Genomic DNA, 16,207 nt, shown 5'->3' with positions numbered 1-16,207 from the left:
TTCAGTATTGACTCTCACTAAATTTGATTCAAAAGCCGGGAATTTAAAGCAAATAAGTCCTGAAACAATACTTATGAACAAACCATTTATGCATCCTTACACTTGCCTGTGCTGTGGCATGAACCGGCGAGATTTTCTCAAACTCTCCAGCCTGTTTACAACCTCATTGACTGCCACAATGGCGATCGGGGGGTGCCAGCAAACTTCCCCGCAAGCAACGAACACTTCCCAACCCGTCGCCACGACGCAGCCCTCGGTTGCAGACGATCAGCCCGTCAAAATTGGTTACTTACCCATTACCGACGCTGCCCCACTGCTGGTTGCCCACTCGCGCAAACTCTACGAGGCAGAAGGGTTAACCGCCGAACAACCGCGACTGTTCCGCTCCTGGGCACAGATTGTAGAGGCATTTTTAGCACGTCAGGTGAATGTGATTCATGTATTGATGCCTGTCACCGTCTGGATTCGATATGGGCGTAAGTTTCCGGCAAAAGTGATTGCCTGGAATCATACGAATGGTTCGGCGTTGACCGTGATTCCAGAGGTGGAAACGCCGAAGGATTTGGGTGGACGGACGATTGCCGTGCCCTTCTGGTACTCCATCCATAATGTTGTGTTGCAACAATTGCTTAAGCAGGAAGGGCTGAATGTCGTCCGCAAACCTCAGGATGCTGTGGTTGCTGCAAACGAAGTGAATTTAGTCGTATTACCCCCGCCGGATATGGTGTCTGCCCTGGCGAATAAGAGCATTGGCGGCTACATCGTCGCAGAACCCTTCAATGCAGCGGCTGAAAACTTGAAAACGGGTCGAATTCTACGCTTTACCGGAGATGTCTGGAAAGACCACGCCTGCTGTGTGGTGTTTGTCCATGAGGAGGATGTTACCCAGCGCCAGGAGTGGACACAGCGAGTGGTCAATGCCCTGGTCAAGGCGCAAGCCTGGTCACGCGATAACCGCCCCGAAGTGGCTCAAATCCTGTCTAAAGATGGCGGCAAGTACACGCCCCATCCATTGCCTGTCCTGGAGCGGGCACTTACCTACTATGACACCGAGTTCTACAGCAAACAGGGGGCGATCGCCCATCCCGACTGGGGCATTAATCGGATTGATTTTCAGCCCTATCCCTTTCCGTCCTACACGGAACAACTGGTACGCCTGCTCAAGGAAACCCAGGTCGAAGGAGAAACTGCTTTTCTACAAGCTCTGAAACCGGAAGAGGTTGCCAAAGATCTGGTGGATGACTCGTTTGTTAAATCAGCCTTACAACAGGTTGGAGGTGCTCAAGCGTTTGGTTTGCAGGCAGATCTGTCTCGTTCTGAAACCATTTCGGTTTAGCTCCGTTAGGTGTTAGGGGATAGTCAGCCTTAGACCTCCGAGATTTTGAAGACCTCGGAGGTCTGAGAAGGTTTGAGTTTAAATAAATTGCTGCGTTAAGGAAAATTGTATTAGCAGGATTTGTCATGCTGAGCGATCGCACGGGGCGCGATCGCTCAGCTTTTTGTTAAATGTAATCTTAAACGCAGTATTTTTGTAACTGAAAATACAATCGAAATCTAACTTAAAATAAGCGTTTATATTCTGAAAAATAGTCGCCATCAAATAAACAATTGGCAATGCTAATACGGGGAAAAATCAACAGGATTATGGAATGTCGTATACAAGAATATTGTAACTTTAACCACAATTGATAGATGGTTTAAAAATATCTTTTCCTCGTATGTCAGACGAGAAGCGAGGTTCAAAATCCTTATCCATAAAGACTTGCGGCTTATAAATGAATTTTTCATTGGAAGTTTTTAACCCCCAAAATTAAAAGCAGAATCAGAAAAACTGAAAATGAGAAAAAAATGGATTCTAAACAATTTGTAATAAAAATGGTGCCATAGTCATTGTAAAAAATACTTGTAGGGATTGAGATAGGGCAGAGAAAACAAACTCTATTAAATTGACTCTCATCTCTCTCAAAAAAAGTCTGGCAAGCATTTATCAGAATTTTGAAAGAGCAGGGCATTTTTTCAAGGAAAGTATTGATTGAAAAATCAAATTTAGAATTTTTCTAAATCTGTTTTTTCACTTTTTCTGTAATTGACTTGTCCGACTGGAGATGGAAGCTTAACCCTTCCCTATTTGGTTTCAAACCACAACATATTCTCAACCAGATCAACATTCAGGAGATTGAAACTATGGTGTTAGATGCTTTTGCTAAGGTTGTCTCTCAAGCCGACACTCGGGGAGAATACCTTAGCAATTCTCAGGTAGACGCGCTGATTGCTCTCGTTAAAGACGGTAACAAGCGAGTCGATATCGTCAACCGGATTAGCAGCAATTCTTCTGCTATCGTGACCAGTGCAGCCCGCGACCTGTTTGCCGAGCAACCCCAACTGATTGCTCCCGGCGGTAATGCCTATACCAATCGGCGTGCAGCAGCCTGCTTGAGAGATCTGGAAATTATTCTGCGCTACGTCACCTATGCCATCTTTACGGGTGATGCCAGCGTATTGGATGACCGGGCACTCAATGGTCTGCGTGAAACCTATCTGGCACTGGGCACTCCAGGACCCTCGGTTGCAGTGGGAATTCAAAAACTGAAGGAAGCTTCCCTCGCGATCGCAGGCGACTCTAATGGTGTCACCAAAGGCGATTGCAGTGCTCTGCTGGCGGAAGCTGCAAGCTATTTTGATCGGGCTGCTGCTGCGGTTGGCTAACCCATCTCTCTTCCAGCAATTTCTCATCAAAACGTTGTAAACCTTAAATTCGGAGATATCCAATCAATGAGTAAGACTCCCTTAACTGAAGCTGTTGCAACCGCCGATTCCCAGGGGCGCTTTTTGGGCAGTACCGAGTACCAGGTTGCCTTCGGTCGGTTTCGGCAAGCCGCCAGTTCGCTGGAGGCAGTCAAAACCCTATCTGGCAAGGCTCAAAGCCTAGCAGAAGGGGCTGCTAATGCGGTGTACCAGAAATTCCCCTACACCACTCAGTTGCAGGGTCCTAACTATGCCCATGATGCTCGTGGTAAGGCAAAGTGCGTGCGTGACATTGGCTACTACCTGCGGATTGTCACCTATGCGCTGGTCGTTGGTGGTACAGGTCCCATTGATGACTATCTGGTTGCTGGACTGGCTGAAATTAACAGCTCTTTTGAGCTGTCTCCTAGCTGGTACATTGAGGCTCTCAAGTACATCAAGGCAAATCATGGTTTGTCTGGTGACCCAGCCGTGGAAGCAAATTCCTACATTGACTATGTGATCAATGCCCTGAGCTAACACTGGGTTTTCACGACTGAAAGTTTGTAAACGCGTCTAGCCTATTGCGTAGTTAGCCTGGGGGGAGTTCAATCCCTTTCAAAATGGCAGAAATGCCTTTTGCTAAAAGAGTTGACTCTCCTCTGCTGACTACGCAATTGGTCTTCCTGAACTCGGTAAAACGTTGGCAAGGAGAGGTCACCATGACAGCATTGGGAGAGGCAAGTCGGTTAGGGATTCGTCCGTTTGCAGATGCGGCAAGGGTTGAATTGCGCTCTGTGCGATCGGAAGAGGATGTGCAAGCGGTCATCTGGGCAGCTTATCGTCAGGTCTTAGGTAACGACTATGTGATGCAAAGTGAGCGCTTGAGCAGTGCAGAGTCACTGTTGCGCCAGGGGCAAATTAGTGTGCGTGACTTTGTGCGGGCGATCGCCCAATCAGAGTTGTACCAGAAAAAGTTTTTTAATTCCAATTCCCAGATCCGCTTCATTGAGTTGAATTACAAGCATCTATTAGGGCGTGCCCCCTATGATGAGCTAGAAATTGCCTATCACGTTGATCTTTATCACTCAAAAGGCTACGAAGCTGATATTGATTCCTACATTGATTCGTTGGAATATCAACAACACTTTGGTGACAACATCGTCCCCTATTACCGGGACTTTCAAACAACCATAGGACAGCGAACCGTAGGGTTTACCCATTTATTTCAGCTTTATCGTGGGTATGCCAACAGCGATCGCGCCCAAAACCAGCCCAAAGGACAGTTAACCTGGAATTTAGCCAGAAATTTGGCATCTCCCATCTCCCCTCCTGCAACGGGGTCATTGACCGGAGCTTCAACCGGACGCCGCAACGGTAATACCTACCGGATTCGTTTCACCCAATCCGCTGCCCAAAATTCCACCACGGTTCGTCAGAGTATTGCTGAAGTGGTCGTTCCCTTTGAGCAACTCTCTACTCGATTGCAACAACTCAATCGCCAGGGGCGCAGGGTCATTGGTGTTACCCTCTCTTAATGGGTGATTCAGTTGTTTGCCAGCAACAAACTTAGAAATTAGTAAAAACATCGCGGAGATCTTTGAATGGCTATCACTAGCGCAGCATCCCGTCTTGGCACGTCTGCTTTTAGTAACGCAGCACCAATTGAGTTACGCAGCAATGCAAGTTCAGCAGAAATTGCACGGGTGATTGCAGCCGTTTACCGTCAGGTATTGGGCAACGACTATTTGCTGCAAGCAGAACGGTTGAAAGGAGCCGAATCTTTGCTGGCAAATGGTACAATCACGGTTCAAGAGTTTGTCCGACAGGTCGCAAAGTCAGAGTTGTATAAAACCAAGTTTTTCTACAACAATTTTCAGACTCGTGCGATCGAGTTGAACTACAAGCATTTGCTGGGACGTGCTCCCTATGATGAATCTGAAGTGACTGAACACCTGGATCGGTATCAAAACGAAGGCTATGATGCCGATATTGACTCCTACATTGATTCACTGGAGTATCAGCAAAACTTTGGTGACAATATCGTTCCCTACTACCGCAGTTTTGTGACCCAACCAGGGCACACCGCCGCCGGATTTACCCGCATTTTTCAACTCTATCGGGGGTATGCCACCAGCGATCGCTCCCAACTGGCAGGCTCGTCTTCCCGGCTTGCTGGCGAATTGGGTCGAAACAGCGCCTCTACCATCATTCCTCCTGCCGGTTCTGGCAATGGCTTTGCCTATCGTCCACCCCTGCGAGGTGTCACCCCCAGCAGTACTTTTGGTGGTTCAAAAGCCTTCGGTGACAGGCAACTTTTCCGGGTTGAAACCGCAGGTATCTCTGGACCGGGGTATCCCCGTGTGCGACGGGTGAATCAGGCAGTGATTGTTCCCTACGAGGAATTGTCTAACCATTTGCAGCGGGTACAGAAACAAGGTGGCAAAGTTGCCAGCATTACGCCTCTTTAGGTATTGCTGAATCTGGGTATGAATTAGAGCGTGTATGAATTGAAAGTCTTCAATTCATACTGCTATTCAGCAGCGCCCCTCTTTAAGACAAGGAGTCCCTATGTTTGGTTATGTTGTTGGTGGCAGAAATAGCAACACCGCGAACGGCAGCCGTTACTTTCGGTATGAGATCACAGGTTTGCATCACAATGAAGTGACTGGTCAACAGGAGCATCCGATCCGTTCCAGTGCCCGTGTGTTCATTACCGTCCCCTTCGATCGCATGAACGAAGAAATTCAACGTATTAACCGGCTCGGCGGCAAAATCGTGAGCATACAGCCGGTTGCATAGCAACTCAAATGGTTCGAGAGGCACAAGTGTCACGCCAGAGCGGGGCACTTTTTTTATGCTTAGAAATACTCTCTACGCGCCTAACTTTTCTAAGAATTAGCGGGTGAAATTCAGGATGACTTATGCCATACTTGGAGAAAGTAAATACGGTATTCCTATCAATTTACCGTTGTTTCCTCACAAGGCATCCAAGTTTGCCGTCAACGACCAATCCTCATCCCACTTAACCATCATGCTAAAAGATGCTCAAGGACTGGCGGTTACGACCGATTCGCCTGCTGCGATCGCCGCTATAAATCGCTTCACCCATCAAGCGCTCGGTTACGGCAAGGATGCGGAAACGACCCTTTTCCAGGGGAATACCGCCGATCGCGAGTGTGCACTGATCCATGCTTACACGGCTGCTTACTATCTCTCCCAAGAAGAAGCCGTGTCTCGCAAACGGGCGATTCCGCACCTGAAAGCGGCTCAACGGCGGTTGGGCGATATTAGCGAACGAGAGCGCTGGACGGTGCAGGCGATCGCCGCCTGGGCAGAAGGCGACATCAACCGGGCAATCTTTCTGCACAAAGCCATTGTCGAGAAGTATCCCCAGGATTTACTTGCCGTCCAGCAGGCGCAGTACCACTATTTTTATCGAGGGGAAACCAGCCTGCTGCTAAAAATTGCAGAACGGGTGCTGCCTGCTAACCCTGGTAATCACTATCTGCACGGGATGGTGGCATTTGGGCTAGAACAGTGCCATCGTTTGTCGGAAGCAGAAGACATGGCGTATCGGGCGGTGGCAATCAACCGCTATGACCCCTGGGCACATCACGCTATCGCTCATGTTCTCGATGTGCAGGGTCGAATTGATGAGGGCATAGCCTGGATGGAACGCCATGCAGATACCTGGGAGCATTGCAACTCCATGCTGTATACCCATAACTGGTGGCATATTGCTCTGTATTACCTGGCAAAAGGATCATTTCAAACCGTGTTGAACCTTTACGATGTTCATCTGTGGGGACGTGCTCGGAAAGAATCACCGAAAGATCAGGTAGGTGCGATCGCCACACTACTACGGTTGGAATTGCAGGGTATCAATGTGGGTTCTCGCTGGCAGGATTTGAGTGGTTATTTGGCTCCTCGCCTGCATGAACATTCCCTGCCGTTCCAGGATTTGCACTATATTTACGCTCTGGCACGCAGTGGACAAACCGATCAGGTCAGTGAAATGCTGGACAGCATGTATCTTTATGTTCAAGCCGTCAACCCCTGCTGGCGTTCAGCCTGGAGTGAGGTTGCCATTCCGGTGGCAAAAGGAATCGTTGCCTATGGCATGGGTTACTGGGCAGAGGCGATCGCCCGCTTAAAACCTGTATTACCCCGTTTGCACGAAATTGGTGGCAGTCACACCCAGCGAGATCTGTTCCAGCAACTCTATCAGGATGCATGGCAAAAAGAACAGAATCGCTGTGTGATTTATGATTTCTCAAGCCCATCGGCAATTTTGGTGAACCGCAAACTGCGATCGCGCCCCTTCATGACATCCCCACCCGATCATTCCATCCATTCTCTCAAAACAGCCGCATACATTGCCGCCAAAATTTCGTAGTCCTGCCATTGCTGAGGATGATAACGCTGGACTCCAGCCGTTGCCATCGCATTGTGCAAGATTGAGTCAGGATTCAATAAAGCCGATCGCAATTGCTGAATCACTGCCGTTCCTAGATGGGTGGCGGCAACCATTGGCGGCATTGGTGAGGGACCGATCGCTGCAATCACTCGCACCTGGCTGGCTAACTCTGGATGATCTGCAAAAGTCTGTTCCAGCACAGTGCTGTCAATCGCTGCCCAGTCAACCCGCCCTTCAATCACCCACTCAAGCGATCGCTGATGGGAACCGGATTCAACCCAATCACCCAAAAAATTAGTCCCATAACCACTTTTTAACAAATGCCACAGCACCAGATTATAGCCACTGTTAGAACCGGGATCGTTATAGCAAAAGGTTTGACCTGCTAAATCGCTAAAGTTATACGTCTCACTCGTTGCATTTACAACCACATCAGAAAAATAGATGGAACGATTGTGATAACGGGATGCGTTCATCACAGGTGATGCCAATACCTGCAACTGATTTGGATTTGCTTGGTGATGACGAATAAACGGTAATCCACAAATAAAAGCTAAATCCAGTTGATCGTGTAACAGCAATGGATCCTCTAAGGGATCACACTTACCCTGCTGAAGCTGGATTTTGATTGATAGCGATCGCTCCAGGGCATCCGTCACAGTCTGGTAAAACCCAAACCAGTTGGGAGCCAAATAGGAAACTGCTTGCAGTACTGGTTGACCATTCATTTTCCAATCATACAACTCTCCCCAGTCCTTCAAAATCGCAAAGACTAGGGAGACCTAAAACTCGTCTCCGCAAAGTTGCGGAAATACTTTTGATACCTTGCCTATAACATAATCACCGTAGGTTCCCTCGAAACTATGAACATTGGCTTTGTCCCAGCGCTCTTCTTTGTCATCAGTTACGGCTTGATGGAACTCAATGGGCTGAATTTCCACATCAAAATTAGGGTCAAAAAAGAAGGGAAAGGAAAGCCGATCGCGCCCTGACTCGTTTTTGACGCGATGGGGTGTTGAACGATATAAACCGCCTGTCATCCGATCTAGCATATCCCCAATATTGCACACAAACGTTCCAGGAATCGGGGGGGCATCCAACCAGCGAGATTTTGATTTGATTTGTAACCCACCGCGATCGTCCTGCTTCAAAATGGTCAGAATACCATAGTCGGTGTGTTCTCCCACGCCCCATGGGGTGTCACCTTCAGGCAGTTCAGATACCGCAAAAGAGGGATAGTGAAAGATCCGAAACAAGGTAAAGGGATTGGTCGTGTAGCGATCGCGAAAGTAGGAAGCCTCCAACCCCAGACTAAGAGCGATTCCAGCCATTAACTGGTGCCCCAGTTGGGTCATCGCTGCCATGTAATCAAGCACTACTGGACGGAAATCAGGAATTGTGGACGGAAACCAGTTGGCACCGTGCATCGCTGTTTTAGCCCTGACCAGGGGATGATCAAGGAGCAGTTCTTCCCCAAAGTAAATGCCCTCTTTCAAGTCAGGTTTACCGGATGTCAGTTCACCCCCGACCGGAAAATATCCACGCCATGCTCTCCCCGCTAACTCCATCCGAATTTGTAGTTTTGTTTCTAAATCCTGGGCAAAAAATTGGCGGCTGAGGTATTCCAATCGCTACTGCAACCTTTCATCAACTCCATGTCCGGCGATATAAAAGAAACCAACCTTGCAACAGGCATGATTGATTTGTGCCGCAACGCTCTCCAGGTCTCCAATACCTGTAATCAATGGTTGAATATCAATCACTGGGATGGTTGAACCTTGAATAGGCAGTGATGGTGGCATGAAACAAATTTCTTTACTCAACAAACTTGATTGGGTTTGATTAACAGACTTCGCCCATTCCATCTTAACCATCTCAACCAGCGAAACCAAACTTTTGCAGGCAGATCAAAACAGGTAAAAATATCACCAAATCCCTGGGCCACTTTCTGATGATGTAGCCAGTGTTGTTCGGGAGTGGTGACTCCAAACAATCGGCAGAAACCCTGGATCAGCCAGGGTGTTCGCCACCCCAGCGCACTGGTATGCCGCCACCAGACATGAATTTGTCCCAAAAGTAACCCAATCACCACACCCACGGGAGAGTATCTCCATAAAATCAGGGCAACAAGTAAATAAGGCAAGGCACCTAACAACCCATCCAGCAGAACCTTGATGTTGGGTAAAAGCACGGCATAGTGGTGGAATGTTTTTTTAGTTGCATGGTGAGTTTGCAAATGTAATTTACCAAACACATGCTCTGGGATGTGATAACAAAACGTAGATATAAAATCACCCAGGAATAACAACGACCACGCAACTACAAATTGACCCAGGATAAATTGCCCAATCGCAATCAGCATTCACACTCCTTACAATCAACCAGTATTAGATTCTGAAATAGATTCCTGACAATCGCCGCATCAATTAAGTCAAGTCAATTGAGATACCGTATATAATGACCAAAAGTATACCCTCAGTCGCTTGTCAACCTAATGTTGGCGAGAACACATTCTTGAAAAGAATTGGAAGGCTCTATGGAACCAGCGAAGAAGGTTAGTGATGAACTGAGTGTGGCGGGGCAGCCCTCCCCTGAAGATTTGCAGCAAGCTTCTGAGTCCGGGTTTAAGTCGGTGCTCAATTTGCGATCGCCTGGTGAAGCCAACTCCCTACCCGATGAGCAACAACAGGCTGAAGCGGCTGGGCTGGAATATGCCCATGTTCCGCTCAATTCCTCAGTGGTGGATGCAGTGTTGGTCAGCCAAGCAATCGGAGCCTTGGAAGGCTTACCCAAACCTGTGCTGGTTCACTGTGGCGCAGGCTTGCGAGCGGGCGCGATCGCCCTGATTGCGACGGCAAAACGTGAGAACTGGACTTTGGAACAACTGACTGAAAAGGCAACCGAAATTGGACTAAATTTAGACCAACCGCACCTGAAGCAGTTCATTCAGGAGACTTATGGGTAGTCAGGTGTGAGGTGTGAGGTGTGAGTTGTAGAAATCAACGCGGGTCTCTGTCCTGAAGATCGTGCAGCGTAATCTCACTTTGGTGGACTGTGTTAATGTCAAATTGGCGATGCAAACTTGTAATAGGCAATTTTGAGATCAGTCCCACACTGGGATGACAGGAGTAAAAGCGATGCGCGTGACGGTAGAGATTCCTCAGAAGGAACTGGAAAAGCTGGTGTTTCCTGCGATCTCAGAACCTCGTATCTATGTTGATAATGTAAGTTGGCTTCAGTATGAACAACTCCTGGAGATTTTCAATGAAAAACCAGGTCTACGTCTGACTTATCTGGAAAGAACACTCGAAATCATGACCAATTCTCCAGAGCACGAAATGATCAAAAAGATGATCGCTCGGCTCCTGGAAATTTATGCGTTGGAACAGGATATTCCACTCTATAGCTATGGATCAGCCACCTTTCGGCGGGAAGCCAGAGTCAGAGGCTTGGAGCCGGATGAAAGTCACTGTATCGGGAGTCGTAAGGAGTTTCCTGATGTGGCGATCGATGTGGTTATTAGCAGTGGGGGGTTAGATAAGCTGGAGGTTTACCGGGGTTTGCCCATTGCAGAAGTCTGGTTCTGGCAGGATGGGCACTTTACCCTACAGGCTCTAAACCCGGACAGTTCAGCCTATCAGGAAGTTTCCCGCAGCCAATTTTTCCCAGATTTAGATCCTGCTGTTTTGGCTACCTATATTCGCCCCGAAGCAGAACATACTACCCTCAAGGCATGGCGTGATTTGATCAAGGGTGCATAATAGAAGTGCCTTTGTCAATGAGGAATTGTCCCTGCTGTGAGTCTTGATAGGACTTCAGATAACACACCACAAGAGTACGATCCAACCACTCGCTACCATTGGCTGGAGTTTGAGAACCGCCGCCTCAAAGGATCTGGAGATGATTTCCAGCAACTCTTTGAAGACATTATGGTGCGTAAGTTGGGTGAAAAGTTTGTTCGAGTTCGCCCCTACGGCAATATAGGCGATCTCAAATGTGATGGTATTTTTCAGACTGATTCCACTTTTTTCCAGGTTTATTCACCTGATGAACTGAAGCAGTCAGAACTTCAGAAAAAGATTAATGAAGATCTGGATGGGGCAATCCAACACTGGGGAGGTAGCCTCAAGAAGTGGATGTTTGTTTACAACGTTAAGCGGGGACTTCCTCCAGATATTCCTCAAATTTTAGAACGGAAGCGGCAACAGTATCCCAATATTGAGATTGACCATTTGAGCAATGATGGGCTTTGGGATATTGTCCGAGAACTTTCTCCTCAACAGAGAATTGAGATTTTAGGCATTCCTCCAAATCTGGATCGAACATCTGAAGGAGTTACAGAGACTCCAGATAACTTGCCTTACTGCGGTATCGCACCAGAAAAATTTGTGGGTCGAGAGCAGAAAATAAAAGAATTGCACCAGCAGATTCAAGCACATGGGCAAGTGACGGTTTGTGCGGTGATGGGGATGGGTGGTGTGGGGAAAACAGAACTGGCACTGCAATATGCTCTAACCCACAAGCAGAATTACCCAGGTGGAATTTGTTGGCTGAAAGCAAATGAAAAAGATGTGGGGCAGCAAATTGTTGAATTTGCGCGATCGCGCCTTCAACTTGAAATCCCAGATGGGTTGAATTCATCGCCAGTCGCTCAAGTAGGCTTCTGCTGGACGAAATGGCGACCAGGGGATGTGCTGGTGGTGTTGGATAATGTAGATAATTATCCTGAGATTAAGCCGTATTTACCACCTCAAAAGAGCCGCTTTCGAGTTTTAATCACTACACGGTTCAAATTCGACGATTTACCCTGTGCATTAACTTTAGAATTACTGACGCTGGATGCAGCACTGGAGTTACTAAAACAATGGGTCGGTGTAGAAACCCTATCTGCTGAAAGCGATGGCGCATCGGAACTATGTGAAAGATTAGGGCGTTTACCATTAGCTTTAACCCTGGTTGGGCACTATCTTAAGAAGCGTCGAATATCTTTGGCAGAAATGCTGAAGCGACTGGAATCAAAGGGATTGAATCATTCATCATTGGAGGTGCATGAGAGCGATCGCACCCGTACCCAAACCATTGAGCGAGGGGTCGCGGCAGCCTTTGAGTTGAGTTGGGAAGTGCTGAGCGAATCTGCCCAGGAGTTAGGTAAATCATTGAGCATTTGCTCGTCGGCTCAAACAGTCTGGTTACTTCTCAGTAATGTGACTCCTGAATCGGAAATTGAAGCTCTAGAAGATGCGAGAGTCGAATTAGAGAATCTACATTTAGTTCAGGGCACCGATCAATATCAAATGCATCCCCTGATCCGAGAGTTTTTTCAAAAAAAACTGGATAGTCTAGAAGAAGGGTTTTGGCTACTTAAGAAAAAAGTAGACGATTTAGTTTGTCAGAACAAGAAAGTACAAGATCTTCTAGCTTCAGCCCACAAAAGATTTAGTTCAATAGATGCTTTACTTGGAACATCTGAGTTTCAAGATTATGAGGTTTCTGAAGTTATTAGTTGGATACCGGTCATTCGTACTCTCTACTTTTGCTACATGGTAAGGTTTGTTCACAATATTCACCTAGCTCTTCATATTGAACAATGCTGTAATTACATTAGTCATCGTGCTGCCTTGGAGTTTTGCCAAGTTTCTCAGTTCAGTATTCACGGATATGAGTTGGCTATTAATTTGGAGCCATCTCTTGGTAATACTCCTACGGGCAGATTAGATGCATTTGTGAGCTTTCCTTTTGCAAGTAGACTGAATGAAGTTCTAGAGCCTATAAAAAATCCATCTTGCCATTTTGATTCAAAGATACTACATAGCGCAAGAAGTAAAGGTATATCATTGATTCCAACTTGGCTTGCAACTGAGATAGAAGCACAAATATCTTGGTGGGAAACGAATGAATATACTGTTGATGTGAATTTTAAGGAATTTATGCTTGCATTTAAGAATGCTTTACAGGAGCAAGCATTTAATGAAACAGATAGAACAATTTTGAGACAATATTATAATGCAAACAATCTTTTTGTATGTTGCCTAAATGATTGTTCCAAGGTTAGTCAAGAATTTAAGGAAAAGATTGAGGAAGAGTTGTTGTTACCGATCACAGAAATCGAGGAAAGGAATCATGCGGCAACAGAGTCAGGTTAAATTTTACTCCCTGGCTCCCAGCCTATCCAAGAAAAAAGACAGGAGCCAGATCGCCCCTGTCTGTCTCTGAGAGTGATGCTTACCAATAACCCATCGCCGCTCAATTAATTGCGGACAATGCCCGATTGGCACCATTGAAACCGGGCACCTCCACATCAGGTAAATCCTGAAATAGAGCCGTGCTGAGGTAACGCTCCCCGTAGCTGGGCTGAATAAAGACCACCAACTTTCCGGCATTCTCAGGGCGTTTGGCAACTTGAATCGCCGCTGCCAATGCCGCACCCGAAGAAATCCCCGACAACAGCCCTTCTTCCCGCGCCAGACGACGACCAAAGGTTAAGGCTTCCTCACTACTGATTTGAATCACCTCGTCAATTAATTCCAGTTTCAATACCTGGGGCACAAACCCGGCTCCAATTCCCTGAATCTTATGCGGTCCCGGTTGCCCACCAGAGAGGATAGGACTTTCTTCTGGCTCAACTGCGATCGCCTGAAATGCTGGTTTGCGTGGTTTGAGTGCCTCTGCCACGCCCGTAATAGTGCCGCCCGTACCCACACCGGAAATCAAAATATCAATTTTGCCATCGGTATCTGCCCACAGTTCTTCTGCGGTGGTTTCCCGGTGAATTTTGGGATTTGCTGGATTGGCAAACTGTTGCAGCATAAAAGCATGGGGAACTTGCCCGACAATCTCCTCCGCCCGTGCCACCGCTCCTTTCATCCCCTGCGCTCCTGGAGTTAGTTCTAGCTGAGCACCATATCCTTTCAGCATTGCCCGTCGCTCCAGGCTCATCGTATCGGGCATAGTCAAAATCAATCGGTAACCTTTGGCGGCTGCAACCAGTGCCAGAGCAATGCCTGTATTGCCAGACGTGGGTTCCACCAGAACGGTTTTTCCGGGCTGAATCAAGCCAGCTTCCTCGGCAGCCTCAACCATACTGATGCCGATCCGGTCTTTGACTGATGCTGTGGGGTTAAATCCTTCCAGTTTAGCGACTACTTCCGCCACGCACCCTTCTGCCTGGGGAATTCGGTTTAGCCGCACCAGTGGGGTTCTACCAATGAGTTCCGTAATGTTGTTTGCAATTTGCATAGCGCTACTCCGTACAGGGCAAGGATGAATGATGTCCAGTCAATAGCCCAGTAGAACTGAAGCTCAGTGGACTTACATCCAATATACTACGGTAAACCGGTAGAGTTTAAGGACTTAACTAGAATTAAAAAAATGCCAGTTAATCCACCCCCTGGCGATCGCTGAGGTGAAGCCAGAATGCAGTTCCCAGACCCCAAACCGCGTTAAACAGCAGCACAAACACAGGGGTTAAACCTCCCAGGGCAAGTCCTAAAAGCCCTTTACCATCTTTAAACGGGAACACTAAAAATAGCTGTGCCAGGGATGGCAAAAGGCTGAACAGCAAGCCATAGAACCAGAGGGGTTTGCGAATCAGGTGGTAGACCGGCAACAGAAATAGAAGTCCCCACAACCCACCCCAAACCAGTCGGGGGTAGAGCCATGATGGAGAAAGGGCTGGGGCAATTTTAACGCCAAACAAAGCCGTAATGCCGATCAACCCGAATAACCAGACCGTTAGACTATTGACCAGTCCCCCGAACGTACCAGCGGCAAAGGCAATGGAAGCCCGCCTGACCAGGCTGCGGGGAATATTCGCGATCGCATCTCGTTGCAAATTTTGTGTCGTCATTAGCGTCAGCGCTCCTGATGAATCAGGACATTGATGAATAAAAGACCTTTTTTAGAAAAAAGCAGCAGATGGGGAGAGAGTAAACCCCATCTACTACTGCTGTGCTAGAGGAGTGACCGACTGACCGCAACAATTCTAAAGCAACCACTCAGAGGGGTGGATACTACCTGGTTTATTGGATCGCAGTAAACTTTCACTATCCCAACGCAGGATCATCCCCTTCTGGTGGTGACGCAAACAAATGTGAGTTCTACCGTGATGCTGATGGACAAATCTGGCAATTTCCATCACTTGCGTATACAGTTTCGCTGGAATGAAGTCGTCACTATAGCAAGTGATGAGTAATGCATTTCTAGATGAAAGCTTCAACAGACTAACATTACATGAATCCAATCCATCGCAACCGGGCTTTGCCACTGCCTCAACCAAGTCACGGGTGAGGATCAGATCTATCATTAACTCTTGTTCATCCGTCGGATTGTCCATGCTCACACCCCTCCCTGAGAGGTAACTGGTTGCCACAGCGGAAAAACATCACTACTTCTATTGCCTTAAACTACGGTAGACCAATCGACTTGCCGTACTTATACTAAGACTATGTCATGGTTGTTCCAGTGAGGCAAGCAACAACGGATACAAAATTTGCTTGTTGACTCACTTTTTTTGGCGTACATGATCTTTGATAAAGGTTTGGCAAAACCCTAGACCTTTGAGGTTTCCAACTCGACTTTAGCCAATTCAAATTTCAGACCACCTCAGACCTCCGAGGTTTTCAAAAACCTCGGAGGTCTAACTCTGACAATCTGTTCAGGAGATTAACGTTCCAGAGAGCAAAATTCATCAAGCGTCAGAGACACGACAAACTGATCGGGAACCACCTGTACCAGCCAGCGATCGCCCGATGCAGCATTGGGCAACTCTTCCCTGCCGCACACGATGCCCTTTTTCCCGGTCACGTAGGGCGGCTGCAAAATCTCTACTCGATCTCCCGCTTGAATCGTTTTTGAATCGTGCAACTCTATTCCTCCGACTGCAACATTTTCATTCTGAGTTACCTGACTGGTAAAAATAGCGGTCCATTCCAACAACTATGCCTGACTTGAATCTTAATCTTGCAAAAACTACGGTAAATCGCTCAATTTATCGTAGTTTAGACCCTTGATTCTAGCCGATTTCCCTTACGGGAATCTTTAATCACTTTGTACTTGGGCATCACA

17 protein-coding genes and 1 pseudogene are annotated in these 16,207 nt (G+C 47.4%); 10 read left to right on the top strand and 8 right to left on the bottom strand.

Annotation, left to right across the window (positions count from 1 at the left end):
* Positions 1-73 precede the first annotated feature (73 nt).
* From AC1S52_RS16720 to AC1S52_RS16690, 7 genes are all read left to right on the top strand, one after another.
* Entirely contained in the window at positions 74-1,336 is a 1,263-nt protein-coding gene (locus AC1S52_RS16720) for an ABC transporter substrate-binding protein (RefSeq protein WP_482030167.1), read from the top strand.
* 851 nt (positions 1,337-2,187) lie between these two features.
* The gene (locus tag AC1S52_RS16715) at positions 2,188-2,706 is read left to right on the top strand and encodes a phycocyanin subunit beta (protein ID WP_482030307.1); all 519 of its coding nucleotides are present in this window, start codon (positions 2,188-2,190) and stop codon (positions 2,704-2,706) included.
* Positions 2,707-2,772: 66 nt separating this feature from the next.
* The gene (cpcA, locus tag AC1S52_RS16710; RefSeq protein ID WP_482030166.1) at positions 2,773-3,264 is read left to right on the top strand and encodes a phycocyanin subunit alpha; all 492 of its coding nucleotides are present in this window, start codon (positions 2,773-2,775) and stop codon (positions 3,262-3,264) included.
* A 182-nt stretch (positions 3,265-3,446) separates the two neighbouring features.
* Positions 3,447-4,262: a phycobilisome rod-core linker polypeptide gene (locus AC1S52_RS16705; protein WP_482030165.1), complete on the top strand. Its 816-nt coding sequence runs from the start codon at positions 3,447-3,449 to the stop codon at positions 4,260-4,262.
* A gap of 66 nt (positions 4,263-4,328) precedes the next feature.
* Complete coding sequence (locus tag AC1S52_RS16700) at positions 4,329-5,195, top strand: phycobilisome rod-core linker polypeptide (RefSeq protein ID WP_482030164.1); 867 nt, start codon at positions 4,329-4,331, stop codon at positions 5,193-5,195.
* A 100-nt stretch (positions 5,196-5,295) separates the two neighbouring features.
* Positions 5,296-5,526: a phycobilisome linker polypeptide gene (locus tag AC1S52_RS16695; protein WP_482030163.1), complete on the top strand. Its 231-nt coding sequence runs from the start codon at positions 5,296-5,298 to the stop codon at positions 5,524-5,526.
* 115 nt (positions 5,527-5,641) lie between these two features.
* Complete coding sequence (locus AC1S52_RS16690; protein WP_482030162.1) at positions 5,642-7,123, top strand: tetratricopeptide repeat protein; 1,482 nt, start codon at positions 5,642-5,644, stop codon at positions 7,121-7,123.
* Here AC1S52_RS16690 and AC1S52_RS16685 read toward each other — a convergent pair.
* From AC1S52_RS16685 to AC1S52_RS16670, 4 genes and pseudogenes are all read right to left on the bottom strand, one after another.
* Positions 7,069-7,872: a phosphate/phosphite/phosphonate ABC transporter substrate-binding protein gene (locus AC1S52_RS16685; RefSeq protein ID WP_482030161.1), complete on the bottom strand. Its 804-nt coding sequence runs from the start codon at positions 7,870-7,872 to the stop codon at positions 7,069-7,071. The genes AC1S52_RS16690 and AC1S52_RS16685 overlap by 55 nt on opposite strands.
* Positions 7,873-7,926: 54 nt before the next feature.
* Positions 7,927-8,475 carry a 2OG-Fe(II) oxygenase family protein gene (locus AC1S52_RS16680; protein WP_482030306.1) on the bottom strand — a complete coding sequence of 183 codons (549 nt, stop codon included), beginning with the start codon at positions 8,473-8,475 and terminating at the stop codon, positions 7,927-7,929.
* Between the two features lie 81 nt (positions 8,476-8,556).
* Positions 8,557-8,946 (bottom strand): annotated as a pseudogene (locus tag AC1S52_RS16675) (2-oxoglutarate and iron-dependent oxygenase domain-containing protein); the annotation flags it as partial.
* A 17-nt stretch (positions 8,947-8,963) separates the two neighbouring features.
* Positions 8,964-9,506, bottom strand: a complete 543-nt coding sequence (locus AC1S52_RS16670; RefSeq protein WP_482030160.1) for a sterol desaturase family protein — start codon at positions 9,504-9,506, stop codon at positions 8,964-8,966.
* A gap of 174 nt (positions 9,507-9,680) precedes the next feature.
* Here AC1S52_RS16670 and AC1S52_RS16665 point away from each other — a divergent pair, with 174 nt between their 5' ends.
* The 3 genes from AC1S52_RS16665 (at position 9,681) to AC1S52_RS16655 (ending at position 13,287) form a co-directional block, all read left to right on the top strand.
* Positions 9,681-10,109, top strand: a complete 429-nt coding sequence (locus AC1S52_RS16665) for a protein tyrosine phosphatase family protein (protein WP_482030159.1) — start codon at positions 9,681-9,683, stop codon at positions 10,107-10,109.
* 172 nt (positions 10,110-10,281) lie between these two features.
* The gene (locus AC1S52_RS16660; RefSeq protein WP_482030158.1) at positions 10,282-10,905 is read left to right on the top strand and encodes a Uma2 family endonuclease; all 624 of its coding nucleotides are present in this window, start codon (positions 10,282-10,284) and stop codon (positions 10,903-10,905) included.
* A 36-nt stretch (positions 10,906-10,941) separates the two neighbouring features.
* Positions 10,942-13,287 carry an NACHT C-terminal helical domain 2-containing protein gene (locus AC1S52_RS16655; protein WP_482030157.1) on the top strand — a complete coding sequence of 782 codons (2,346 nt, stop codon included), beginning with the start codon at positions 10,942-10,944 and terminating at the stop codon, positions 13,285-13,287.
* Between the two features lie 100 nt (positions 13,288-13,387).
* Here AC1S52_RS16655 and cysK read toward each other — a convergent pair whose 3' ends face one another.
* The 4 genes from cysK to AC1S52_RS16635 form a co-directional block, all read right to left on the bottom strand.
* On the bottom strand, positions 13,388-14,380 hold the full coding sequence (gene cysK, locus AC1S52_RS16650) for a cysteine synthase A (protein WP_482030156.1): 993 nt from the start codon (positions 14,378-14,380) through the stop codon (positions 13,388-13,390).
* A gap of 139 nt (positions 14,381-14,519) precedes the next feature.
* Positions 14,520-14,990, bottom strand: a complete 471-nt coding sequence (locus AC1S52_RS16645; RefSeq protein WP_482030154.1) for a hypothetical protein — start codon at positions 14,988-14,990, stop codon at positions 14,520-14,522.
* Between the two features lie 135 nt (positions 14,991-15,125).
* Entirely contained in the window at positions 15,126-15,476 is a 351-nt protein-coding gene (locus AC1S52_RS16640) for a hypothetical protein (RefSeq protein WP_482030153.1), read from the bottom strand.
* A gap of 329 nt (positions 15,477-15,805) precedes the next feature.
* The gene (locus AC1S52_RS16635) at positions 15,806-16,006 is read right to left on the bottom strand and encodes a hypothetical protein (protein ID WP_482030152.1); all 201 of its coding nucleotides are present in this window, start codon (positions 16,004-16,006) and stop codon (positions 15,806-15,808) included.
* Between the last annotated feature and the right edge of the window lie 201 nt (positions 16,007-16,207).

The organism is Kovacikia sp. CALU 1929 (assembly GCF_056784235.1).
Note: the sequence above shows the minus strand (reverse complement) of the source record. Positions and strands in the feature narration are given on the sequence as shown.

What these genes read in the sequence shown, in the direction of transcription:
- AC1S52_RS16720 (WP_482030167.1), top strand. Translation starts at nt 74, where the DNA reads ATGAACAAACCATTTATGCATCCTTACACTTGCCTGTGCTGTGGCATG.
- cpcA (WP_482030166.1), top strand. Translation starts at nt 2,773, where the DNA reads ATGAGTAAGACTCCCTTAACTGAAGCTGTTGCAACCGCCGATTCCCAG.
- AC1S52_RS16705 (WP_482030165.1), top strand. Translation starts at nt 3,447, where the DNA reads ATGACAGCATTGGGAGAGGCAAGTCGGTTAGGGATTCGTCCGTTTGCA.
- AC1S52_RS16700 (WP_482030164.1), top strand. Translation starts at nt 4,329, where the DNA reads ATGGCTATCACTAGCGCAGCATCCCGTCTTGGCACGTCTGCTTTTAGT.
- AC1S52_RS16695 (WP_482030163.1), top strand. Translation starts at nt 5,296, where the DNA reads ATGTTTGGTTATGTTGTTGGTGGCAGAAATAGCAACACCGCGAACGGC.
- AC1S52_RS16690 (WP_482030162.1), top strand. Translation starts at nt 5,642, where the DNA reads ATGACTTATGCCATACTTGGAGAAAGTAAATACGGTATTCCTATCAAT.
- AC1S52_RS16685 (WP_482030161.1), bottom strand. Translation starts at nt 7,872, where the DNA reads ATGAATGGTCAACCAGTACTGCAAGCAGTTTCCTATTTGGCTCCCAAC.
- AC1S52_RS16680 (WP_482030306.1), bottom strand. Translation starts at nt 8,475, where the DNA reads ATGGCTGGAATCGCTCTTAGTCTGGGGTTGGAGGCTTCCTACTTTCGC.
- AC1S52_RS16670 (WP_482030160.1), bottom strand. Translation starts at nt 9,506, where the DNA reads ATGCTGATTGCGATTGGGCAATTTATCCTGGGTCAATTTGTAGTTGCG.
- AC1S52_RS16665 (WP_482030159.1), top strand. Translation starts at nt 9,681, where the DNA reads ATGGAACCAGCGAAGAAGGTTAGTGATGAACTGAGTGTGGCGGGGCAG.
- AC1S52_RS16660 (WP_482030158.1), top strand. Translation starts at nt 10,282, where the DNA reads ATGCGCGTGACGGTAGAGATTCCTCAGAAGGAACTGGAAAAGCTGGTG.
- cysK (WP_482030156.1), bottom strand. Translation starts at nt 14,380, where the DNA reads ATGCAAATTGCAAACAACATTACGGAACTCATTGGTAGAACCCCACTG.
- AC1S52_RS16645 (WP_482030154.1), bottom strand. Translation starts at nt 14,990, where the DNA reads ATGACGACACAAAATTTGCAACGAGATGCGATCGCGAATATTCCCCGC.
- AC1S52_RS16640 (WP_482030153.1), bottom strand. Translation starts at nt 15,476, where the DNA reads ATGGACAATCCGACGGATGAACAAGAGTTAATGATAGATCTGATCCTC.